The 21,999-nt window shown below is 63.4% G+C and carries 26 protein-coding genes; 10 read left to right on the top strand and 16 right to left on the bottom strand.

The window, feature by feature from the left end; genetic code table 11:
* Nucleotides 1–1,100 precede the first annotated feature (1,100 nt).
* Nucleotides 1,101–1,973: a sulfur oxidation c-type cytochrome SoxA gene (gene soxA / locus V5A19_RS01045; RefSeq protein ID WP_332317250.1), complete on the top strand. Its 873-nt coding sequence runs from the start codon at nt 1,101–1,103 to the stop codon at nt 1,971–1,973.
* A gap of 113 nt (nt 1,974–2,086) precedes the next feature.
* A complete protein-coding gene (soxX, locus tag V5A19_RS01040) occupies nt 2,087–2,731 on the top strand; it encodes a sulfur oxidation c-type cytochrome SoxX (RefSeq protein WP_332317249.1) in 645 nt (214 codons plus the stop codon).
* 1,044 nt (nt 2,732–3,775) lie between these two features.
* Here soxX and V5A19_RS01035 read toward each other — a convergent pair.
* Together V5A19_RS01035 and V5A19_RS14260 are read right to left on the bottom strand one after the other, a co-directional pair.
* The gene (locus tag V5A19_RS01035; protein WP_332317248.1) at nt 3,776–3,919 is read right to left on the bottom strand and encodes a hypothetical protein; all 144 of its coding nucleotides are present in this window, start codon (nt 3,917–3,919) and stop codon (nt 3,776–3,778) included.
* A gap of 340 nt (nt 3,920–4,259) precedes the next feature.
* Nucleotides 4,260–4,667, bottom strand: coding sequence for a GGDEF domain-containing protein (locus V5A19_RS14260; protein WP_443081383.1), 408 nt, complete (start codon nt 4,665–4,667; stop codon nt 4,260–4,262).
* 2 nt (nt 4,668–4,669) lie between these two features.
* On the opposite strand from V5A19_RS14260, the gene V5A19_RS01030 reads away from it, so the two are divergent.
* Nucleotides 4,670–4,825, top strand: coding sequence for a hypothetical protein (locus V5A19_RS01030; protein ID WP_332317247.1), 156 nt, complete (start codon nt 4,670–4,672; stop codon nt 4,823–4,825).
* A 90-nt stretch (nt 4,826–4,915) separates the two neighbouring features.
* Here V5A19_RS01030 and V5A19_RS01025 read toward each other — a convergent pair whose 3' ends face one another.
* The gene (locus V5A19_RS01025; protein ID WP_332317246.1) at nt 4,916–5,314 is read right to left on the bottom strand and encodes a thiol-disulfide oxidoreductase DCC family protein; all 399 of its coding nucleotides are present in this window, start codon (nt 5,312–5,314) and stop codon (nt 4,916–4,918) included.
* Between the two features lie 611 nt (nt 5,315–5,925).
* Here V5A19_RS01025 and cheB point away from each other — a divergent pair.
* Nucleotides 5,926–7,017: a chemotaxis-specific protein-glutamate methyltransferase CheB gene (gene cheB, locus V5A19_RS01020; RefSeq protein ID WP_332317245.1), complete on the top strand. Its 1,092-nt coding sequence runs from the start codon at nt 5,926–5,928 to the stop codon at nt 7,015–7,017.
* Between the two features lie 66 nt (nt 7,018–7,083).
* Complete coding sequence (locus V5A19_RS01015; RefSeq protein WP_332317244.1) at nt 7,084–7,917, top strand: CheR family methyltransferase; 834 nt, start codon at nt 7,084–7,086, stop codon at nt 7,915–7,917.
* Between the two features lie 27 nt (nt 7,918–7,944).
* Here the strand turns inward: V5A19_RS01015 and V5A19_RS01010 are convergent, their stop codons facing one another.
* The 4 genes from V5A19_RS01010 to V5A19_RS00995 all read right to left on the bottom strand — a co-directional run bounded on the left by V5A19_RS01010 (nt 7,945) and on the right by V5A19_RS00995 (nt 10,619).
* A complete protein-coding gene (locus V5A19_RS01010; RefSeq protein ID WP_332317243.1) occupies nt 7,945–8,883 on the bottom strand; it encodes a PLP-dependent cysteine synthase family protein in 939 nt (312 codons plus the stop codon).
* A 457-nt stretch (nt 8,884–9,340) separates the two neighbouring features.
* The gene (locus V5A19_RS01005) at nt 9,341–10,006 is read right to left on the bottom strand and encodes a uroporphyrinogen-III synthase (RefSeq protein WP_332317411.1); all 666 of its coding nucleotides are present in this window, start codon (nt 10,004–10,006) and stop codon (nt 9,341–9,343) included.
* 18 nt (nt 10,007–10,024) lie between these two features.
* Nucleotides 10,025–10,162: a hypothetical protein gene (locus tag V5A19_RS01000; RefSeq protein WP_332317242.1), complete on the bottom strand. Its 138-nt coding sequence runs from the start codon at nt 10,160–10,162 to the stop codon at nt 10,025–10,027.
* Nucleotides 10,163–10,181: 19 nt separating this feature from the next.
* Nucleotides 10,182–10,619, bottom strand: coding sequence for a uroporphyrinogen-III C-methyltransferase (locus V5A19_RS00995; RefSeq protein ID WP_332317241.1), 438 nt, complete (start codon nt 10,617–10,619; stop codon nt 10,182–10,184).
* Here V5A19_RS00995 and V5A19_RS00990 point away from each other — a divergent pair.
* The gene (locus tag V5A19_RS00990) at nt 10,573–11,724 is read left to right on the top strand and encodes a serine/threonine protein kinase (protein WP_332317240.1); all 1,152 of its coding nucleotides are present in this window, start codon (nt 10,573–10,575) and stop codon (nt 11,722–11,724) included. The genes V5A19_RS00995 and V5A19_RS00990 overlap by 47 nt on opposite strands.
* A gap of 103 nt (nt 11,725–11,827) precedes the next feature.
* Here the strand turns inward: V5A19_RS00990 and cynS are convergent, their stop codons facing one another.
* Nucleotides 11,828–12,268: a cyanase gene (gene cynS, locus V5A19_RS00985; protein ID WP_332317239.1), complete on the bottom strand. Its 441-nt coding sequence runs from the start codon at nt 12,266–12,268 to the stop codon at nt 11,828–11,830.
* Nucleotides 12,269–12,830: 562 nt separating this feature from the next.
* Here cynS and V5A19_RS00980 point away from each other — a divergent pair.
* Nucleotides 12,831–13,913 (top strand): glycosyltransferase family protein, encoded by a 1,083-nt coding sequence (locus V5A19_RS00980; protein ID WP_332317238.1) that lies wholly within the window; start codon nt 12,831–12,833, stop codon nt 13,911–13,913.
* 472 nt (nt 13,914–14,385) lie between these two features.
* On the opposite strand, the gene V5A19_RS00975 is transcribed toward V5A19_RS00980, so the two are convergent.
* The 4 genes from V5A19_RS00975 to V5A19_RS00960 all read right to left on the bottom strand — a co-directional run bounded on the left by V5A19_RS00975 (nt 14,386) and on the right by V5A19_RS00960 (nt 17,087).
* Nucleotides 14,386–14,790, bottom strand: a complete 405-nt coding sequence (locus V5A19_RS00975) for a hypothetical protein (protein WP_332317237.1) — start codon at nt 14,788–14,790, stop codon at nt 14,386–14,388.
* 358 nt (nt 14,791–15,148) lie between these two features.
* Nucleotides 15,149–15,418, bottom strand: coding sequence for a hypothetical protein (locus V5A19_RS00970; RefSeq protein ID WP_332317236.1), 270 nt, complete (start codon nt 15,416–15,418; stop codon nt 15,149–15,151).
* Nucleotides 15,419–15,697: 279 nt separating this feature from the next.
* Nucleotides 15,698–16,690 carry a hypothetical protein gene (locus tag V5A19_RS00965; protein ID WP_332317235.1) on the bottom strand — a complete coding sequence of 331 codons (993 nt, stop codon included), beginning with the start codon at nt 16,688–16,690 and terminating at the stop codon, nt 15,698–15,700.
* 190 nt (nt 16,691–16,880) lie between these two features.
* A complete protein-coding gene (locus V5A19_RS00960; RefSeq protein ID WP_332317234.1) occupies nt 16,881–17,087 on the bottom strand; it encodes a TraR/DksA family transcriptional regulator in 207 nt (68 codons plus the stop codon).
* Nucleotides 17,088–17,529: 442 nt separating this feature from the next.
* On the opposite strand from V5A19_RS00960, the gene V5A19_RS00955 reads away from it, so the two are divergent.
* The 3 genes from V5A19_RS00955 to V5A19_RS00945 all read left to right on the top strand — a co-directional run bounded on the left by V5A19_RS00955 (nt 17,530) and on the right by V5A19_RS00945 (nt 19,939).
* Nucleotides 17,530–18,486: an acetylxylan esterase gene (locus V5A19_RS00955; protein WP_332317233.1), complete on the top strand. Its 957-nt coding sequence runs from the start codon at nt 17,530–17,532 to the stop codon at nt 18,484–18,486.
* Nucleotides 18,483–19,211: an esterase family protein gene (locus V5A19_RS00950; protein WP_332317232.1), complete on the top strand. Its 729-nt coding sequence runs from the start codon at nt 18,483–18,485 to the stop codon at nt 19,209–19,211. The genes V5A19_RS00955 and V5A19_RS00950 overlap by 4 nt, the downstream gene beginning before the upstream one ends.
* 296 nt (nt 19,212–19,507) lie before the next feature.
* A complete protein-coding gene (locus tag V5A19_RS00945) occupies nt 19,508–19,939 on the top strand; it encodes a MarR family winged helix-turn-helix transcriptional regulator (RefSeq protein WP_332317231.1) in 432 nt (143 codons plus the stop codon).
* A 296-nt stretch (nt 19,940–20,235) separates the two neighbouring features.
* Here the strand turns inward: V5A19_RS00945 and V5A19_RS00940 are convergent, their stop codons facing one another.
* The 4 genes from V5A19_RS00940 to V5A19_RS00925 form a co-directional block, all read right to left on the bottom strand.
* On the bottom strand, nt 20,236–20,430 hold the full coding sequence (locus tag V5A19_RS00940; RefSeq protein ID WP_332317230.1) for a hypothetical protein: 195 nt from the start codon (nt 20,428–20,430) through the stop codon (nt 20,236–20,238).
* Between the two features lie 51 nt (nt 20,431–20,481).
* Nucleotides 20,482–20,694, bottom strand: coding sequence for a hypothetical protein (locus tag V5A19_RS00935; RefSeq protein WP_332317229.1), 213 nt, complete (start codon nt 20,692–20,694; stop codon nt 20,482–20,484).
* Between the two features lie 509 nt (nt 20,695–21,203).
* Complete coding sequence (locus tag V5A19_RS00930) at nt 21,204–21,326, bottom strand: hypothetical protein (protein WP_332317228.1); 123 nt, start codon at nt 21,324–21,326, stop codon at nt 21,204–21,206.
* Entirely contained in the window at nt 21,316–21,510 is a 195-nt protein-coding gene (locus V5A19_RS00925) for a hypothetical protein (RefSeq protein ID WP_332317227.1), read from the bottom strand. The genes V5A19_RS00930 and V5A19_RS00925 overlap by 11 nt, the downstream gene beginning before the upstream one ends.
* Between the last annotated feature and the right edge of the window lie 489 nt (nt 21,511–21,999).

The following is a 21,999-nucleotide window of genomic DNA, read 5'->3' as shown; positions in this document are numbered from 1 at the left end:
ACAGACCCTCCCGCAAAGAGGCCCAGCCGAGGTAGCTAAGCACACCCTCCCCGGGTCCAGGACTTTGGCAGAGGCGCCCCGGGTTGTAGCGGCTATGCTCCTCGTAAAGAGACCCGCGGGAAGGCAAACGAAAGGAAGGACACCCAGTGCAACCGACCCCGGGATCCCCCGATAGCTCCCCAGTTCCGTTGAAAAGGCAACTGGGCCGAACGTTTTATTGTGAAAAAATAGAAAAATTTTTCACATATTCTTATTTCTTGATAATACAGCTTGCCCCTTGGCACTTGCTGAGGCTGGAACAGGCATGTTTTAGATCCGTCCAAATCTTCCAGTTTAATGGCCAAATGTGCTAGTTCAACGGCCATGGCAACTGTGAATCAGCCCATTTAGGCCGGCTCTGGCCAGAAAAAAGTAAAAATATAACCAAATACATATAAAGACTAATTGACACTGCCTATCTCACCTTGCAATGATCAAAAGGTCCCTTTGGCCTGATTTAAAGCTCAGCTTATATGATGGCCCTAAAAAGGGCGTTGGCCTTAAAAACCTTGGGAAGCCGGATACAACGGCGAGGGGTCTTAGAGAACGCATAGAACCGGGCTCCGGGAAATGCTACGTTTCTTATGACCCGGCTCCCGGATTCAGAGGCGCCCTGAGGATGGCCCTGCAGACCGGTGGGGCTAATTCCTCCAGTACCAAGGTTGGTTAAACGTCTATCCGGTTAAACCGGAGGAGTTGAGGCTTCGATGGGGAGGTTGAGCCGGAAGCCTTTTGGCTTCGGCTTTTTGGTTTCGGCTTTTTGGTTTCGGCTTTACCCAGGGACCACCCTGGTGGGCCATGACCGCTCCCTTGGAAGCTCATCGGGATTAGGCTTGTGTTTAACGATGGGCTCGGATGGCTCCAGTGCAGTCGTTCGCTGGATCGCTTAGCCTGTCTAGCTGCCAGTGGTCACGAGCCGGGAACGAATAGCATCCCCGATTGGCCCGATGGTTCCTGGCTCGAAACGCGGGAACCGGCGGCCCAGGAAACCGAAGCCACTGCCGATTTGCGGCGGACTCCCTTGGGCTGTCGGGACCCACAAACCGCCAAAGGAGAAGACCATGTCCACCACCCCACGGAGGCTGCGCGCCGCCGGCAAGTGGCTACTTTCCCTGCCTGCTGTGCTATTCCTGGCAGGGAACGTGAACGCCGGGGAAGCGTTTCCCCTCGGAACGAAGCAGGATCCGAAAGATATTCTGCTGGAGCTGAACGAAAAAGTAGACTCCGATTACCTGGATGCTCCCCAGAAGATTCTGTCGATGCCCAATAACCCCGCCTATTGGGATGCCGAGGACGGCAAGGAGCTGTTCAACCAAAAGCGGGGCCCCAAAAATGCTTCCTTGGCCAATTGCGATTTCGGCCAAGGCCCGGGGAAGCTCAAAGGGGCCTATGCCAAGATGCCGCGGTATTTCGAAGACACCGGTAGGGTCATGAATCCGGAAAGGCGCCTGGTGTACTGCATGAAGACGCTCCAGGGCTTTTCCGAGGATTCTAAGGCCGTACAAAACCGCGGCGAGCTCAAGCAGATGCTGACCTATATCGCCAGTCAGTCCAACGGCTACGAATGGGCCCCCTCCATGAACCATCCCATGGAGAAGGCGATGCGGGATGCTGGCGAAGCCATGTTCTACCGGCGCGCCGGCAAGCTGGATCAGAACTGCGCCACTTGCCACTACGAACCCGGAACAAATGTTCGGGCTTCCGCCATGCCCAGCGTCAAAATCCCCGAGGAATGGACCAAGGCCGTCTCGTGGCCCGCCTTCCGCCTCGGCAAGCGCGACATTCGCAGTCCCTACCAGCGCATGAGGGGCTGCTACTACCAGATGCGCAAGGGCCTGCTCCAACCGCGGACCGATGCCGCGGTCGCCATGCAAACCTTCTGGCTCGACGCGGCGCGCGGCCAGCCGGCGATCCTGCCCGACCTTAAGCGCTAACATTGGAGGGGAAAACGATGGGTTATCGTACTGTTACAGGGACAGGAATCGCGCTCCTCGCCGCAGGCTTCCTTTTCGCCACAGGCGGGTGCGCGGCCGGAGAGTCATCAGACATGAAAGCCGGGGAGTCCCACATGAAAAAGGACATCCCCAGGTCCCAATACACCGAGATGTCCTCCGAAAAACTGGCCGAGTATCTGATCTTTAACCGCGGCTTCAAGGTCGATCAGGAAATCCCGGAGAACCAGGGAGGCGGGACAACAGCCGACCGGATGAAGCAGGACCGGATTCAGGAGGCCTGCTCGCAGTTAAACGGGCAAGCTCCGGACTCCTCCACCGCCCAAAAGGTCCAAAAGATCGCCAAGAATAGCGTCCAATACCCCGAGGGCGGGGTTGAGCTGGGCGATTGGAAAGAGGGCCAAGCATTGGCCGAAGACGCCTACGGCTGGCGGGTCGCTCACAAGGTGGACGACCACAACAAGCGGGATCCCGGCGGCCTCTGCATGAACTGCCACGTGTTCGAATCCGATAAGAAGGGCCGTTCGGGGTCCATTGGTGTAGGCCTCGTGGGGTACGGCAACAAGCGGGGCCAGGGCGAGGAGACCCTCCGGTATACCTACCGGCAGATCTACAACTCCCACACCAATTACCCATGCGGGCACATGCCCCGTTTCGGTGCCAAAGGCCTCCTGACCCAGGAGCAGATCGGCGACCTAATGGCTTACCTCCTGGATCCGGAATCCCCGGTGAACCAGTAACCTAACGGGAGAACCGGCAGCTTCAATTGGCGGCCCCGGTGGCCCTCGGGCTCCGGGGCCCGCCTTTGTCGTTTCCGCACTGGTCCTAAGCGCGGAAACAACAAAGGCGGGCGTGCGTCGGCGGGCTCAAAAGAGGGCCATTTTCCCGAGGCCTTGAACCCCCTGGGGGACGGGTTCAGACTCCTAGTCGGCACCCGATTCGAGCGACATGCCCGCCGTGCATCCCCGGATCCGGGCTACAGGCAGATCGCCCGCCGGGGGACCGAAGGGTTCCATCCCTAGTCCCTTGATAACGAGATAGTCCAAAGGTGACCTTTTATGTGGCCAAGCGGGCCTAGCGGGTGGCGTAATAAGGCCAAGGCCGTGCTGACAGGTCGCCCCAACCAACCGCTTCCTTCCCAGCTCCCTGGCCCGGTAAAGGGCATCGTCCACCTGCTTGATTAAACCTTTTTGGGTTTTCCCCGAACGGTAGTCCGCGATACCAGCGCTTACAGCAATGGCACCGGCCCAAGGGGAAGGGGACTTGAGCCACCTTGGTACAAAGGTATTCCGCCAGGGTAATCGGCCCGGACCTCGGGCATGTCCTGGAGGAGGATCATAAACTCCTGCCGACTCCATCGGGCGAGGACGTCCGACCCCCAAATGCCGTCCTGAGCCAAGGCTTGCCAGCTCCATCTCCTATTCCAGAGGCAGCCCGAAATGATGGCGATGGGAAACGCCGGTCAGCTGGTCCCGGGTAGCCCGCCTGGCCAGCTCCGCTGCCAACCGGGGCCGATAGGTGATGTCCCTTAGCAGCAGAAAATAATGCGGCGTTCCCCTGGGTCTTGGGTCAACCTTGGTAAGGGATATCTACCAGGTTCGCATCTCTCCCCGTCTTGGCGCGGGAGCTGCAGTCCTCCCTGCCAATGGCCGTGGCGGGACACCTCGCGCCAAATGTTTCGGGGGGTGGGTAAGCGTCTGGATGCCTTGAAGGGCAAGGGCCACGAGCCCGGCCAGCTCAACCTCCCCGAACCCGCCAAGCTCCACCATGGCCGGGTTCACAAGCTAGATCCGGCCTCGCACATCGGTGATAAGGGCAGCCTGGCCGGTATGGAAGGCATGGGACAGCAGCTCCAGATCCGCCTTCTGATCGGTAATGTCGGTGTGGCTCTCCGGGAGCCAGCGAATGACCCCCTTAATATCACCCATCGGCGCCGGCTGAACCAGGAAATTACGGAACCGCCGGTCCTTATACACATGGTTGTGCTCCACCCCAAGGGTGCGGTCACTGGCGACCCCATCTTTCAGGGGACAGGGTCGGCGCCACCCTGGCAGGGTGTGCTCTGCCCCTGAGTTAGGCCATAGCAGGTTACCCCCACTCCGGACACTGGCCCGTAAAACGGCTTATCGGCTCGGCCTTGGCAGAAACAAAACAACCTTCGCCGGGTTATTTCCCCTTAACTCGGTTGCACCAGCCTTCCTTGGCCTATTTTGGAGCCCCTCCACCCGCTTGATTAGCCTTCGGATCCGGTAATCTGGCCGAAGCAGTTTAACCCCGCAGCCGACGGTCATGGTTCCCACCTCCGAGAATACGCCAGCCGCCAACACAGCCCTCAACCGTTCGGGCTAATCCCGGGGCCCCATGCCAGCCGGTTTCAGGGGCCACGTTCATGAAACACTCGCCTCCCCAACCTCCGGTCTGGTCGAACCCACGCAGGGCGTCCACCACCATCCGGTCCGGGAAAGCCCATTCAGGATTCAGCCGCCCACATCGTGGCCGGCACCGGTCATTAACCGCCTGGAAATGATCCACATCGAACATAATCAAGGCCACCTCGCGGTCATCCCGCTGGCTGCGCTCAACCTCCTTGCGGATCTGCTCCTCGAGACGCATACGGTTGGGTAAGCCGCTTAACCAGTCGGTTACTGCCCGGCGCTGTGCACCGGGGAGATGCACCAGTGGACCTAATACGAGCTACCTTCCTTGCGATAGTTGGTGGTCTGCTCCTCGATGGGCTCTCCTTTATCCAGAACTTGCCGGAGACGGTCCAATACCTTCTGGTCCATTTCGGGACCCTTGAGGAGCGGAACGTGGCCAACACCGGCTCGGTCTAGCTGTAGCCGGTCTGGCGCTCGAAGGCCGAATCGACCACGGCAGCGATCTGTTGGGCCTGCTACCGGCGCCCGCGGCGGTCAAAGCGCCCGCTACAGATCGCAGGCACCCCTGGCGCAGCGACGGCGGAACCGCCAGCGGGCATAGGGCCGGTAAAGCGCGTCCATCACCGCCATCACCCCGGGGACCGCCGCCGCCCAGGCCAGCCAGCGCCAATACGGCAGCTCCCGCCACACCGCCACGAACGCCGCCGCACCCACCTGCAAACGGCCTTCGCGGTCGAGGGCATGCAGCCGGGCCTGGGCATCGCGCAGACCGATTCCCTGCGCCGCCAGGGGCTCGGCGTCCGCAGTAATATCGTGCCACCGTACCTGCCCCGCACGGTCCAGGCGGCGGTAGAAGGCCACCTCGCGCCGGCAAATGGGGCAGCCACCGTCGTAGAACATCGTCGGGCGGCCATAGAGGGAGGGGTCAGGGGCGGTTGCCGTCATGAGGTGCTCCGTTCAATGGGAGGTCGAGCGCAGGGTGGGCTATTAAGCCTCTGCACTTCCTGCCCTTTGGAAGCTCCTCAGTCCCCATGGTTCCGCCGCGCACCCCGCGAACCTAAACGGGTGGCAAAATGGCCCAGTCGCGAGCCAGGCCAACGCTTCTGGCGGAGCCGTCATGGGCAAGACCACCGAGCCGGACATCCTGACCACTATCCGCGACAACCTGTGGCTAGCCACCGCCGCCAGCAAGTGCTGCCCTTCGGCTGCTTCCAGGCGACCGTCACGGCCCGGGAGGGCTCCGCGGCCCTGGCGGAGCCGGATTGGGCGACGGCAACCCCTACGCGCAGGACGCCGCACCAAGCAGCCAGCCTAAAGCGAGTCGAATCAACAAAACACGGGCGAGAGCTGCGCGTCCGGGCCGACTTGCTGCTGAAGGCAATCGTTTAGGGCCCGTGACGGCACCGGAGGGGGCTCCCCGGACCGCTACCGCTCCGGACCAGCCCTACCCGCTTTTAGGGGTTGAGCCCCTACCTGAAATGACGTTTTGAGGGCCGTGGGGTAAACTCCCCCACCGGTTTCCTACCCCTCCAGTTCAACGTTTCAGGAGCTTCTGCATGGCGTCGACTGACCCCGTGCGCATTCTGGTGGTGGATGATTCCGCCGTGGTGCGGTCGGTCCTCAAGGAATTCCTGGGCAGCGCCCCCGGGCTGGAAGTGGTCGGGGTGGCCCACAACGGCCGCCAGGGGCTGGCCATGGTCGAATCGCTCCAGCCCGACGCCGTGGTTTTGGATGTCCAGATGCCGAAGATGAACGGCACCGAGTTCCTGGAAGGGCTCCCGCCCCGCGAGCGCGACGATCTGGTAGTGGTGGTATTTACCTCGGCGTCCAAGGACAACGCCGAGATGACCATGGAATGCCTCTCTCTCGGGGCGGATGAGGTCGTCGCCAAGCCGGATCCGGGCCGGACCGGCCTGCGGGAGCCGCTGGAGGCCGCCGTGGAAGACCTCACCGAAACCATCCTTGGGCTGATCCGGGCCCGCGATCAAGGGACTGCGGCGGCCGATGAGGTCGCGGCGGAAACGCCCTCAGCAGAAGCGGGGGTGCTGGAGAGCTTCCACCCCGACCTGGTGGTCATCGGCAGCTCCACAGGGGGACGCCAGACCCTGGACGCCATCCTGGGTGCCATGCCCCAGGAGGGGAGCGTTCGGACGCCCCTGCTCATGGTCCACCATATCGCGCAGGGTTTCACCGCTCCCCTCACCGAAAGCCTGACAGCGCGCAGCCCCTTCCCCTGGCGCCAGGCCGCCGACGGCGAGAAGGTCCCCTTGGGCACCGGGCTGGTGGCCCCGGGCGATTTCCATCTGGGGTTGGCGCGAAGGGGCAACCGGCTTACGGTCGAATTGGACCAAGCACCCCGGGTCAATTCCTGCCGCCCGGCCGTGGATTACCTGTTCCAGTCCGCCGCAGCCCTACGGGGCACCAACATCCTGGCCATCGTCCTCACCGGCATGGGCCAGGACGGGCTGGCGGGTGCCCGTGCCATCCGCGACCAGGGCGGGATGGTCGTGGTCCAGGATGCCGCCAGCAGCACCATATGGGGCATGCCCGGGGCGGTCGTCGGCAAAGACCTGCAGCATGCCATCCTGACACCCGACGGCATTGCCGGGATCCTGGCCGGGGCCCTGTACGCCAGGACCGCCGGGTGACCCCTGTTGCCGCCCTCGCGGAGAGCCCCGGTCGGGCAGCCGGCCCTGAAACCGCATGACGCATCCATGAGCAGTCCCGACCTGAGCCCCTACTATTTCGACCTGCTGGCCCAGTTCCTGAGGAAAGAATCGGGCATCATCCTCAAGCCCGAGACCAGCTACTCCGTGCGCTTCAAGCTGCAGCCGCTGGCGCGGGGGTGGGGCTTCGAAGGACTCAACGACCTGGTCGAGCATATCCACCGCCGGCGTCATAACCCCGAGGTGGTGGCAGCCCTCCTTAACGCCCTGACCATCAAGGAAACCAGCTTCTTCCGGGACACCAAGCCCTTTGATGTACTGCGCCAGCGCATCCTTCCCGATCTGGCGGCCCAGCGAGGCACGCCCGATCTCAAGCTCTGGAGCGCGGCCTGCTCCACCGGTCAGGAGGCGGTTACCCTGGCGATCCTGCTGCAGCAGGTCCTGCCCCGGGAGCACGCCGACCGCAGTGTGGTGGTGGGGACGGATGTCAGCGAAGAGGCCCTGTCGCGGGCCAGGAAAGCCGTTTATTCGAAGCTGGAGGTGGAACGTGGCCTCTCCCCCGAGCTGCTGAGGCGGTTCTTCGAACCGGTAGCAGGGGGCTACCGGGCCTCCCCGGCCCTGCGGCGCTTGATCCGCTACCAGAGCCTGAACCTCGTGGATACGGACTTCCCGATGTCCCAATTTGATGTGGTGATGTGCCGCAACGTCCTGATCTACTTCGATGACAAGGGCAAGCGCGGGGCACTGGACAACATCTATCGGCGCATGGCCAGCGACGGTTACCTTTTCACCGGCGCCGGCGAGGACCCCCAGCGGCTGGATTCCCGCTTCCTGCGGGTGCTGGTGGACGGTCTCCAGTGCTTCCGCAAGGCCCCGGGCTAGGCGCGCAAAGGGCCCGGCAGTTGCGCTTCAGCGGGCGGGGAAGTACTCGGAGAGGTACTTCTCGCCGGAGTCGCACAACAGGGTGACCACCGTCTCCAGCTCCGGCCGGCGCCGGCGCAGGGTCTTGGCCGCCAGCAGATGGGCGCCCGAGCTGGGGCCCACGAAGCAGCCGTGGGCGGCGGCTATGCGCTTGATCTCGGCGATGGCGTCGTCGCTGGCTACGGTCACCAGCTCGTCGATCTCGTCGCGGTGGCGGGTGATGATCTCGGGCACGAAGCCGTCGGAGATCCCTTCCAGGTGGTGCCGGCCCACCCGGCCGGTGGCGATGGTAGGGGACTCGGCCGGCTCCACCGCCACGGTCAGGCAGTCGGGCTGGACCGCGCGGAAGGCCTGGCCCGCGCCGATAAGAGTCCCGCCGGTGCCCACCCCCATGACCAGGGCGTCCGGCACCCGCCCTTGGGGGAGCTGGGTCAAAATCTCCGGACCCAGCCAGTTGCGGTTCTCCTCCACGTTGCCCTCGGAGGCGAACTGGCGGGGGCAGAAGTAGCCGGGCCGCTGGCCCAGCTCTTCAGCATAGGCCAGGGCCTGGTTGACGTGGAAGTCGCCGATCTGGACCACCTCCGCGCCATAGGCCCGGGAGATGGCCACCCGCTCCGAACTGATGCCCTCGGGCAGGACCACCAGCATGCGGTAGCCCTTGACCGCCGCTACCTGGGCCAGGGCGTTACCGGTGTTGCCGCTGGTGGCCTCGACGATGGTGTCGCCGGGCTGCAGCCGGCCAGAGATCTCCGCCCGATCGATCAGGTAGCGGGCCAGCCGCGCCTTGACGGAGCCCGAGGGGTTGAGGAACTCCAGCTTGCACCAGATCCCCTCCAGCTCCACCAGGGGGGTGTTGCCGGTGGCGTCCAGCACGCTGGGCGCCTCGGCCGGGAGGCCGGGTAGCGACGGCGGGGTCGGGTTGGTCATGGGCGCCGGCCTCGTTGTCCGGGAAGGGGCTGCCTCCCCGCCTTTGTACCGCCGCCGAGCAGGGCCTGTCAGCCCATTTTGAGTGTTCGATCCCCCCGCAGCTAAACCGGCCTGCCCAGAGCGCTTTCCTGGAGCCTTGGAACCGATGGGGGACCGTTGCGGATCCATCACCCGCAACCGGACCGAGCGAGACGCCCGCTGTGCATCACCGGATCGGGGCCAAGCGCAGGTTTTGAGCCGCCCAACGGAAAAACCAAAGGGCTCTACTACTGGGTGACTATTTGACGGAATCGGCTGGGCCTTCTTCTTATATCTTGCCGCCACCACAAAAACCGGAAAAATCAAATAAATGGGGTCAGGCTAGGCAGCTCCAAAAATCCCAGGCTAGGCCCCAATGGCGAAGAAACCGTGCCTGGCTCATCCGGCAGGGATGGAAGGATCAGGTTACCCAAAGCCCTCATTCGTCGGCGCCTATCCTGGCCTCTAGGGCCCGAACGAGCGGCTTCATGGAATAGTTGGTCTCGGGGGCGATGCCGGGCCTGATGCCAAGCTCAGTAAGGGCCTCCGTTACCACCGGACCCACTGCAGCTACCCGGGTGGCAGCTAAAACCGCGGTCAGGGCTTGCTCGCCCCCGGCCTCACGAGCAACCCGGAACAGCCGCTGCACCTGCTTCCGGCTGGTGAAGGCAATCACTTCCACGGTCCCGTGCGCCAGCTTGTCCAGCAGACTCTTTACGCGATCGCTTTCGTCATCGGAGGCGTAGATGTACGGGGCCACCGGATCCGCCTCTGCCCCCGCCTCGTGCAGGAAGGCCATGAACCGCTCGTTGGGCTCGGTGCCATACAGCTGAACGCCTACCCGCTTTGCAGACAGATCCACCCCGGCCAGGGTCGTGATCAGGCCTTCAGTAGTGGCCTCGCCCGGGGCATGATCCGGCTTGAGGCCGAGTTGGCGTAGCTCCCGGGCCGGCTTGGGCCCGCGGGAGGCGACCGTCGAGCGGGCGAGGGCTGCAACCGAATCCTCGCGTAGGCCCATGGCCTCCGCCACGGGCAAAAGCCGGCGCAGCCCCTCCCCGGTGAAAAGCACCAGATGGTCCATGCGCCAGGCCGCCAGCCGTCTGATCCAGGCCCGAACCGCCCCCTACTCGGGATTGTCGTGGATGCTAACCAGCGGGTAGCGCACCGCCTCAGCGCCCCGTTCCTCCAGCATCCCCGCTAGCAGATCCAGCTCCCGGCTTTCGGGCAGGGCGATTCGCCGTCCCTTCAGGCTTCGACTCATGGCCGCCCTCCCCACCGGCTCATTGGACCGCAACGGGGGTAGTGGCTCCGCGGACCGCTTGGGCGGAGCACGTAAGATGCTGCCGGATACCCACCACCTCCCCGACGATGATCAGGGCCGGGGAGGTGGTTTCCAGCCGCTCAGCGGCCTCGCCCAGGTCCGCCAGGCTAGCGGTCTCCACTTGCTGGCGCGCCATGGTCCCCGCTACCACGATGGCCGCGGGGGTTTCCGCGGCTCGCCCATGCGCAAGCAGGCGATCGCGAATGGTCGCCAGCTGCCCGAGGCCCATGTAGAACACCGCGGTTCGATTGTCCTGCGCCAGCCCAGCCCAGTCATGATCCGGTTCCTCGCCACACCCATGGCCTGTAGCCATGGTCACCGATTCGGCGACGCCCCGGTGTGTCAAGGGGATGCCGGTCTCGGTAGGGCAGCCGCTGGCGGCGGTAATCCCCGACACTACCTCGCACGGAATGCCAGCGGCCGCCAAGACCCTGCTCAACGAGGCCTACCGGCAAGGCAGCACCGACAATCTGACGGTGCAGCTGATCCGGGTGGAAGCCCTCCCCCAGGACGACATCGATACCCACCAGCGGCGCCACACGGAGCTGCCGTTTCCACCGGAGCTGACCCCCGGCAGCCATCTAGACGGCTTCGAAATCCTGCGCGAGCTCCACACCAGCCATCGCAGCCACGTCTACCTCGCCCGGGACCTGCAGTCCGGCACCCGGGTAGCGCTCAAGACCCCCGGGCCCGAGCTGAAAAACGATCCCGCACTGCTTGATAAATTCCTGACCGAGGAGTGGATAGCACGCCGCATCACCAGTCCGCACGTCATCAAGGCCCCCCTGCCCGAGCGGCAGCGCAGCTACACCTACATCATCATGGAATTCGTGGAGGGCCAGACCCTGACCCAATGGATGCGGGACAACCCCCTTCCGCCGCTGGCGAAGGTCCGGGACCTGGTGGATCAGATCGCGCGCGGGCTGAGGAGCTTCCATCGCCAGGAGATGGTGCACCAGGACATCCGGCCGGATAATATCCTGATCGACGCGGCCGGCACCGCGCGCATCATCGACCTGGGGTCAACCAAGGTGGCCGGCCTCGCCGACGGCCTAGCCCTTGTGGCCGAGGATCGACTGCTGGGAAGCGAGCAGTATTCGGCCCCCGAATACTTCCTGGGGGCCGGTGGCTCGCCGCGATCGGATGGCTTCTCCCTGGGCGTAGTGACCTACCAGATGCTGACCGGCACCCTCCCCTACGGCACTCAGGTTCCCAAGGCCCGCAGCCGGGCCGCCCAGCACAAGCTGAAATACGATTCCGCCCTGAACCACAACCCCGCCTTACCGCTGTGGGTGGACGGCGTTTTGCGCCGGGCCGTTCACCCCAATCCCGTACGCCGCTACGCCGACGCGGACGAATTCGCCCACGACTTACGCCACCCCCGGCGGGAATTCCTTGATGCCGGCAAGTCGCCGGTATTGGAGCGCCATCCGGTACGATTCTGGCAGGTGGTCTCGGCGATCCTGGCCATCCTCCTCGGCCTGGCCCTCGCCTTGGATTGAGTCCCCCTTTCGCTAGCGCAAAAAAACCCAGCGGAGCGGACTCCGCCGGGCCGGAAGCAGGGCCTTTGCTAGAGGGAGAGTGGGGAAAGCCCCGCGGGATCGGCTACCAGATCTTATAGGGCAGGAATTTGCCGTTCATGGTCACCACCACGCGGTCGCCCTTGGGGTCCTCCTCGCGGTCCACATCCAGGGTGAAGTCGATGGCGGACATGATGCCGTCACCGAACTTTTCGTGGATGACCTCCTTCATGGAGGTGCCGTACACCTGCATGATCTCGTAGAAGCGATAGATCAGCGGGTCGGTGGGCACGGTCTGGTCGGTCCCCTTGTTGGGGCAGACCGCCAGGGCCGCCACCACCTCCCCGGAAAGGCCCAGGGCACCGGCCAGCTTCTCGCCGTACTCCTTCGGCATGCTGCACTGGCCCAGGGCAGCGGCGGTGACGAACACCGGGTTGAGCCCCACCTCGCCGGCAATCGCCTCCCACGTCATTCCCTTCTCGGCCTTGGCAGCCATGATGGTCTCGGTCATCGCCAGCTTGTCCATGGCGGCATCCTCTTGGTTGCGGCCGCCCATTGTCGGCAGGGCCGGCGGCCCTGTTAGGGACTGAAAGCGGCCAGACTCGCTAACTGGTCACCCCTCCCCTAAGCACCTTCTGTGCCAGAAACCGGAAACCCCCGCCAATACGGGAGAAATGGGGCTTTAGCGAGGTCTTGCCAAGACCCCGAGCCTTGCTCATTGCCCCAAATCTCCCCACACCAAGCCAACGCCGCACTCTTCTGGTGCACCTGTCACTTCCCGAAACCCGGCAAAACCAATCGGGTATCCTGTAGGTACCTCCGACCGAGGGCCGCCCCCCGGTTGCGTAAACATCCCGGGCGACTCCAGGTCTCCCAGGGCTTCTCAAAGCCTACCCGAGGTGCCATCTTGGTGCTCTACCGCGCAGGCCCTCCCCGTTCCATAGGGACCTCCCAGGCCTCGAAAACGGGGGCACGTCAACATCGACCACCGGCCACCCCGGCGGCGGCCCTAATGTTCAACCCTTCCAGGGACCCTGCCTTTCTGAGGATCAGGGTCCGTAACGGGAGGTTCATCCAACGGAAAGCCCATGCCAAGGCCGAGGGTCCTTTTCGCTGTCCACAACTGGGGGCTGGGCCACGCCACCCGAAGCCTGGCCCTGATCCGCGGGCTGGTGGAAAGGGGGCACGAGGTAACCGTCTTATCTAGCGGCAAGGCCCTGCGGTTTTTGGCCGATGAGCTGGGCGAGGCGTGCGAGCTCCTCGAGCTAGGCGATATTCCCCAGCCCGTCAGCCGCAACGGCGCGATCTTTTACGTCCGGCTCACCCTGTCCATGCCGCTGATCTTCTGGATCTTCCGGCGTGATCGGCGGTGGGCTCGACGGCTCTGCCGGGAAAAGGGCATCGATCTCATCGTCTCCGATACCCGCTTCGGCGTCCTGCTTCCCGAGGTTCCCAGTTATTTCATCACCCAATCCCTGCGCCAGATCATTCCGGGCAGGCCCTACCTTCTGGAAATGCTGGTGGAGGCGGCCCAACGGCGCATGCTCGCCCATGCCCGAAAAGTCTTCATCCCAGATAGCGCCGGGCCTGAGAACCTAACCGGCGACCTGAGCCACAATCTCCTCTGCGATTGGGGGGACCGTCCGGCCTACCTCGGGCCCTTAACCGCTGTGGTCCCGGAAAGCAAGGAGGAGGACCTGGACTGCTTCATCTCCATATCCGGCCCCGAGCCCCAGCGGACCATCCTGGCGGAACGGGTGCTCGACCAGGTGGAGGAAGTACCGGGCCAGGTCCTGGTCACCCTGGGCAAGCCGGATGCCGCTTGCCGCAGCCTGGCGGGGGGACGCATCCAGATCTACGGCTTTCTCGAACGGGAAGAGCAGGCGAAGGTAATGCAGCGTACTCGCTTGGTGGTCTGCCGCCCCGGCCTATCAACGCTGAGCGAGATCGCTGTCCTGGGCAAGCAGGCCCTTTTTATCCCAACCCCCGGGCAAAGCGAGCAGGGCTATCTGGCCCATTACCACTGGGAGCGGGGCGAGGCTTACATGGTGGATCAGCAAAAGCTCGACCTCCCCCGCGATAAGGCAGTAGCGGAAACTTATCCGGGCCTGACCGCCCCCAGCTCCAATCGGCACCCCGTTCGTGGCTTCCTGGACCACCTATCCAATTAACTTCGCACAGGTGATCCCAACTCGGTTCCCTGGAGAGGTAAAGGGAGCGGGCGTCCTATTATAGGAGCTCAACAGCCCAGAAGGGGTAGGATCAGGCTGGGGTAGCGGCGGAAGGCCTTAGGGGATTCCCGGATCAGCTCCAAGCCTTTGGGGACTCCCGGACCAGGATCTCTCTTTTTAGGAACCCTGCGCAGGTAACAAAACCTTGCGCGGTCCAGCCTATAAGGCCGGGCAGGGATAAATGGGGCAAGGCGCCAAACTTGGAGGGGCGGTTTACCGGAAGGTCAGGTGCCCTATAGATGCTGCCGTTACCATATCCCGGTTTGCTCCTTAGCCTGCGGCGACCGGTAACCGATCCTCGAATTGCGGGGCCGGGAGAATGCCACCACTCAATAAAAGGGAGTGTCCTATTCTAGCTTTCCTGACTTGAGTTGGCGGCAGGGTGCCAAAACCGGCGCTATTCATGGAGCTGTTAGTTGCTCCCGGCACGGCCCATCACCCTGAAGCTCTTGATGAAGGGGCTCGCCATTCGGGGGTCCTTGATCATCGCCCCATAGTCCCCCTCGTAGAACTTGAGCTTGCGGGAAGTGTAGGCCGTCCCCAAGCCCATCATCCCGGGCGGCTCCTTCATCCACTTTTCCCAGTTGTCCTTGGTCGCCCGGAGGTCCCAGTTGAGGGATTCCCCCTGGTAGGCCCCGGCATGAGTGACATAGCCTCCTTCGACATGAATGACCCCCTGGGGCTGATCTTCTCCGTCAAATCCATAACCGATCACCGAGTTAAAATCAATTTCGGCCAAGGCATCAGCAAGCTCGGGCTCGGCGTTCCAGGCCTCCTTGTACGCCTCGAACCATTCAGGGGAAAACAACTCAGCCATATCTTGCTCTCCGGAGTGGCGAAATTGCAGCTCTTTCCCTCAAAAGCCACGCCCTTGCCATCGGGTATTCCATGACCTTCCAAGAATGGCCCGTGGCCGAGCGTGGCAGACTGCCGTTGCCCTCGGGCTGGTCTGTAACTGCCTATTTTTAATAGGCTATGCCCTTTACCGCAGGGTTGCAAGGCGTTACTGGACCGCCCCCGCGGTTTCCTGGACACCAAGGTGGTTGTATGCAAGCGGCGGGTTCGGCTCCGGCCCCATGGCAAACGGAGTGGGTGTCCCCTAAGTACTGATACAGCCGAAGCAATAAGCCCCCGGGGTAACCAGGGAATGGAGCCAGCCCGCGAGATCGCTTCCGTCAACCGCCTGCCGCCATCTTCTGGACCGCGAAAAAGATCAAGGCCAGTAATGCCAGGCCCACGACTGCGCGCAGGGCCACATCCATCAGGTTGGCCAGAATGCCCAGGGAGAGCATTGCCAGGAACCCGATACCGAGGGCCCCGAGCCATAGCACCCCACCGGTGAGCCCCTGGGATTGCAGAAACCCCAGGCCGACCAAAAACCCGATCGTGAAAAGAACGAGCTTAAAGGCGCCGGGTAGGCACCGTTGGAGGGCATTGCCCCACATCAGATTATCCCCGTTACCAGGCGAGTCTTTCGTCGGGAATAAGCCCGAGCCGCCGCAACGGTTACACACTGGGAAGAGAATCAGTCCTCCTCCGAGTTTCCCGGTTCCGTTGCATGCCGGGCATTCCAATAGCGGACCCCCTTGCTTTCGCCCAGTTAAGCGGTTCCCGAATTCGCTGGCCTTGGGAGGTTTGGAATCCTGGCGACCGGGATTAGGGAGCTCGGATGGTCAGGGTGGATGATACGGAGGGGGTTTCCTTTAGCTCCCCCAGTGCTTCACTCAGACGATCTCCACCCCCTCGCACTTGTAGGCCCCGAGGTAGACCTGGTCACTGAGCATGCGCCCTTCCAAGTCGAAGCAGAAGGCGTAGGTTTCGGTTACGTCGCCGCACTCCACGCTCTTGAGGGCAACGAACTCCTCCGGGTGGCCGGGAATGGTCTTCAGGGTGGAGACGCCGCGTTCGGGGACCCGCTCGCCGATCTCCCGGACCTCGATGTCGCCGAAGGCCTCGTCGGCAATGAGGAGCGTGTGGCCACCGCGCTCGCGCTCGTCCACCGGCTCATCGAAGGGCTGGTAAGAGACCTTGCGGGGAAAGAAGTACCAGCGCTCGTGGAACGGGTGCCACTCCGCCGCCTCGTGTGTGAGGTAACCGCGGGCGGCGTCGATGCCCATGGCCTCGCGCATGGCCTGGTAACGCTCGTGCCAATTCACGCTGCGGATGCGGTAGTGGTCGTCGATGTATTTGACCCACTCCTCGGGTCCGGCGGCGATGCCATCGGCGCCACCGCCCACCTTGCCGTGGCTGCCCACCACTAGCTCGTTGCCCTGGAGCGTGGCCCACTCCGCCTTGAACCCCTTGAACACCTCGTCCCCGCTGCCGGTGATCAGGATCTGGCGCGGGATGAGCTGATGCTCGGCCCGAATCTCGCAGACCAGCCCGGTACGGTCGTCAAAGGCCAAAAGCTTGCCGCCGAATTGCACCAGCTCTGAGAACTCCGCCCCCCTTCCGCCTTCGGCGATCAGGCTGACGAGCTGGTGTTGACCCCCCTCCGCCACCGGTACTTCCTCGAGGGTATAGTGGGGCAGGCCCGTCTCCGGATCCGCCCGGCGGGACATGCGGTCGTAGCGCAGCAGGGAACGCCAGGCCACCTGCCCGTCGGCAAGCGTGACCTGCGACGCCTGGTCCTCGTCGGTAATGATGGCTAGGGAATAGTCGGCTGTGTCTGATCCGTAACGCTGCAGGCGACGGATATCGAGGTTTTCGTCGGTCATGGCGATCTTTCCCAGGGGGTAGGCAAGATAGTCGAAGACACCGCACTCCCGGCTGATCCCTGGTGCAGCACCAGGGCTTCGGGGTCGGGATTGCCCTGCAGGCGGAGACGGTAAAAGGTTAGCGTAGGCCCTTTGGGGGAGCAAAGAGGGCAAGACACCCCCTAGGCAAACGCAATGGGTGTCCTCTAGCTCACATATAGCTCACCATCGGCTTAGCCGGTCTGGCCGCTGGCGCACTCCAGGCAGAACAGAACCGTAGGTCGGCGCGCAGGCGGCCGGCGCCAATGGGCTCCTCGCAGTTCAGGCACTCGCCGTAGGTGCCCTCGTCCATCCGCAGGAGGGCGCCGCGGATGCGCTGCATCTCCTGCTGGACCCGGCGCTCGCTCCCCTGGGCCATTGCCTGCTGCTGGAGGACCTCCATGCGGGAAAGGCGGCCGGTGCCCGTCTGGTCCAGCCCCCCAGGGTAGCGCCGGCGAGCTCGCGGGCTACCTGGGCGGCCTTCAGCTCGGCTAGGCGGGTCGTCCGGCGCTCCGGCAGCGCTTCCATGTCGATTTCTTTTACCATGGCGGCAGGGTACCGCCGCCCGCCCGAGTGGAGGAAGAGTGGTATGGGTCAGGGCTCGTTTCTTGACCTCTGGCTCTGCTGCGGCGGCCTGGTAGCTGGAGGGCTTGGGCGCGCGGTGGCCACCGCCCTTCCTGACCACCATGGCCTTGCGGAAACGGCGTGGGTGGCCTTCCAGGTACCCCAGTGGTGCCCTCGCGGGCTGCGTTCTGCCGAGCTTTACGCAGATCGGGGACCGTTCCACCCTTGCTCTTCCCCCGACACACGGGATATCCCCCATGGCCGGCCTGAGCCACGACTTTCCCTTCGACCCCACCTATGGCTATTCCCTCGAGGACCTGCTCGCGGTCAAGCCCCCGGAACCTCCGCCGGATTTCGCCACTTTCTGGGAAGAGCGGTACGCCGAGGCCATGGGGGTCGATCCCGAGCCGACCCTGGACCGCAGCCGCTTTGCCCTGCCCCGGCACGAGGTCCTCGCGCTCGGCTATCGCTCCACCAATGGCTTTTCCATCCGCGGCTGGCTCTTGCGCCCCCTGCAAGCCCGCATCAACCGAGCCTTCATCCTCGGCCATGGCTACCAGGAGCTGCAGCGCCCCGATCACCACCTTCCGCTTGCCGACGCCGTCTATCTCGTGCCCTGTTTCCGCGGCCTGGGCCGCAGCCGGCGCGCCCCCATTTCGCCGGAGCCGGACTGGCACATCCTTCACGACATCGACAAGCCAGAGCGCTACATCCTCGGCGGCTGCGCGGCCGATGTCTGGACCGGGGTCAGCGCGCTTCTGGAGCTGTATCCGGAGGTGGCCGGGCGCATCGGCTACATGGGCATCAGCTTCGGCGGCGGTGTGGGGGCCCTGGCCATGCCCTGGGACACCCGCTTGGCGCGGGTCCATCTCAACATCCCCTCCCTCGGCCACCAGCCCTTGCGCTTGCGCCTGCCCACCGCCGGCAGTGCCGCGGCCCTGCAGCGTTACCGGGCGGAGCACGGCAATGTGCTGGCCACATTGTGCTACCACGATGCCGCCATTGCCGCCCGTTACATGGACCGGCCCGTCCACGTGGCCGCGGCCCGGTTTGATCCCATGGTGGCCCCGCCCGGCCAATTCGCCATCCACAACGCCCTCAAGGGCGACCGCCACCTCCGCGTTCTCGATGCCGGCCACTTCGACTATCCGCAGCGACCCCACCACCAGCAGGAGCTTATGGGTGAGCTGCGAGCTTTCTTTGAGCCCCTATGAATCGCGAGTACCACCAATGGCACAGCCCGGCGTTGGGCCGGACCATGGAATTGCTGGTATTCGGGCAAACCGGGGCCAAGGTCCTGATGATCCCCACCCGGGACGGCCGCTTTTTCGAGTACGAGGATCTGGGGCTCGTGGGCGCTCTCGCCCCGAAGATCGAGGCAGGTGAGCTACAGCTGTACTGTGTGGACAGCGTGGACGAGGAAAGTCTCTACTGCGGAGACTGCCATCCCGCTCACCGCATCCAGCGCCACGAGCAGTACCAGGAGCACCTGCTCAGCGAGGTTCTGCCGCTGATGGCAGCCAAGAACGGCCACACCTGCACCATCGCCCAGGGGTGCAGTCTCGGCGCCTACCACGCCGCCGACATCGCCTTCCGGCATCCCCAGCTGTTCCAGAAGCTAGCCGCCTTCTCCGGGCGGTTCGATCTCACCCTGAACGTGGAGCACTTCGGCGACCTTTTCGAGGGCTACTACGACGACACCGTCTACCGCCACACTCCGAGCCACTTTTTGCCAGACGAGCAGGACTCCCACCGACTGGCCGCCCTGCGGGCCATGGACATTGTCCTGGCTATCGGCCAAGAGGACCCGTTCCTCGCCAACAACCGTCAACTGAGCGCGGTGCTAACGGACAAGGGCATTCCCAACGAGCTCCACATTTGGCCGGGCCGCGCCCACCGGGGCGGATCCTGGCGCCGGATGGCACCGCTCTACATATAGACCCGACGGGTTTGGCCCGGCGCTTCTGGCGGAAATTGCTGGGTGGGGGGCGGTGGCAGGCTGGCAGGAAAGGACACCCGCCTGGTAAGCCGAGTCGCTGGCCTTGGGCTTCTGTACGGCTAATGAGGCCAAGCAGCCACCCGAACCTGTCAGGTCAAGAATTGCCCCCTTTGTCTCTACGCCGGTGTGCCAAACCTGCGCAGTCCGGCCGGGGCGGAGAAGGCCCTCCGTGCATTGACACCGGCCATTCCATTAGTAAGCTAACTTTTTACCCACCTAAATTGGAAGGCACAGGCATGAGCTTGAACCGATGGGAGTCACTGGGCTTTGTCATCAACCACCTCGCTCGCTTGCTCGCTACCGACCTTGCCGACCACCTCCGCCCGCATGAGGTCACCATCGGCCAATATCCCCTGCTTCTGGCCCTGTGGGAAGAGGAAGGCATCACCCAGACGGGTCTCTCCCTGCGGTTGAATATCGAGCCCGCTACCACTACCAACACCCTCAACCGCATGGAGCGCGACGGCCTAGTGGAACGCCAACCCGACCCGGATGACCAGCGCGGTAGCCGGATCTATCTCACGGACCACGGACGCGCGCTTGAGGAACCGGTCACCAAGGCAGCCCGGGCGGTCAACGCCCGCGCCCAACAGAACCTTTCGGCCGGCGAGGCGGTGGATCTGGGTCACATGCTGGCGAAGGTGAGGCGGGGGTTGGAGAAGGAATAGGGCCGGCGCCTAGCCTTTTCCATCCAAGCCAAGCTGAACCTTATTACTTAGCAGGCTTAGTTGGTTTTGCCGAAGAGCCGGCGAAGTGCTGGTGCCCAACCACCGAGTTGGTGCAAAAGGCGAGACCGGACCCCGAACCCCATGAAGGTTCAGCCACCGATCAGCGTCTTGGGGTGACCGTAGAAAACGTCTTGGTACCCTACATCTAGCGCTGCATGCGCCTGAACTCGACGATGGTCAGGATGATGCCAATGACCAGCATCAGGAAGACAAACGCGGCGATGCCGAGATGCAGACTATTTCCCATGGCCATGCTCTCCCCGCGCAGCCAGCGCCGCCAATTTGAAGTAGATGCCGAAGCACAGGATCGAGGGCACCCAGATCGCCGTGAACAGCCCCTGTTCGCGATAGCCGCCATACCAGAGCACTCCGGAAACCGCGAACGAGACAACCACGGCCAACAGAATGAACACATCAGACAACTTGAACATACGCCGCCTCCTTACTGATTTATCGCCGCCTTGATCGACCGGCCAGCACGCCTAAGCCTGGCCGAGGGCCGCGCTTGCCACCAGCAGGCAGAGGATTGCCACCGCCGCCGGCACCCGTAGGCCGCTCCAGCCCAGCAAGGCCACCATCGAGGGCGTCAGGCCCAGCGCCCCGGCCACCAGCCACCCTCCCAGCAGGGCCACCACCCCTAGACACGCTCCGGCCAGCCAAACGCGCCACCTCGCCAGACGTTCCCAGCGCGGCAAGACAACTACCGGTTCAGCCCCTTCGCGCCTGCTTTTACCACTCCGCTTTTTCATAATGGCTTTAGCTCCTGAATCTTAACTTTATATGTTTTGTTTTGTTTTTAAATAGCAACGTCGAGGTTACCCCCAGCGCAGGTGCCCGCGACCATCCTTCGGAGGCCGAAGGAGGCATCATAGAAACGGAACACGGCTAAGGGCTTTGGGCCCGGCTCGTCGCCCAGACCGCCGCGGAATATCGGCCTTAGGAGCATGACCCCGGCGAGTTGGGCAGACCCGACGATGCTCTCTCAGAGGAAAAGAAGGAGATACCCTTAAGGTTCCCAGAGAGCCCGCTCTGTCCGCATAACGCACGGGCTCGCTTGCCGTAGGAGTTCTAAAAGTGATGGCAGAACAGTGGGACCGGCAGGGGAGGTGGTTAAGAATCAAACGAAGAGGGGCTCCTTTAAGTGCTTAACCCGGACAGCACCGCCCTGCGCTTTAACGTTGCGCCTGGCCGGTGGTTGGTCACCTTAGCGCTTCATGCGGCGGGTCTCCTCGACCACGATCAGAATGAGGCCAATGATCATCATCAGGAAGACGAACGCGGCAATGCCGAGGAACGCGGCGATGCCGATTTGCAGACTATTTCCCATGGCCATGCTCTCCCGGCGCAGCCGGCGCCGCCAGTTCGAAGTAGATGCCGAAGCACAGGATCGCGGGGACCCAGATCGCGGTTAACAGCCCCTGTTCGCGATAACCGCCATACCAGAGCCATCCGGAAACCGCGGACGAGACGACCACGGCCAACAGAATGAACACATCAGACAACTTGAACAAACACCGCCTCCTTCCTAATCTATCGCCACCTTGGCCGACCGGCCGGCGCGCCTAAGCCTGGCCCAGGGCCGCGCTGGCCACCCGCAGATAGAGGATTGCCACCGCCGCCGGCACCCGTAGGGCGCCCAGCCCACCCCAAGGGACACCCGGACCACCAGGTGGAAGGGGTTGCTTACCACCGCGAAGCCGGCGACATCCACGGCAAAACCGAGGCCAACCGCTGAAGCCGATCGGCGATCCAGCCCCGTCTGTGTTCATAGCTCACCCAGTAACCGCATCCTGGCCGCACAAGAAACGAAGTACGGAGTGGCTATCCTATAGGTATCAACGCTTACCAAGAAGGGCTGGGTGGGGCAAACGGAGTGGGTGTCCTATAGGTTATAGGTTCGTGAGGAAACGGAGTGGGTGTCCTTTAGGTTGAGCTCCGAGTGGGTGTCCCTTAGGTTGCAGGCTTGGAGCCGCCCCAACGGACAACCGGCGCAGAAAAAG

This window comes from Thiohalorhabdus sp., from assembly GCF_036628635.1.
GTDB lineage: Bacteria > Pseudomonadota > Gammaproteobacteria > Thiohalorhabdales > Thiohalorhabdaceae > Thiohalorhabdus.
This window is presented reverse-complemented; position numbering and strand designations above follow the sequence as displayed.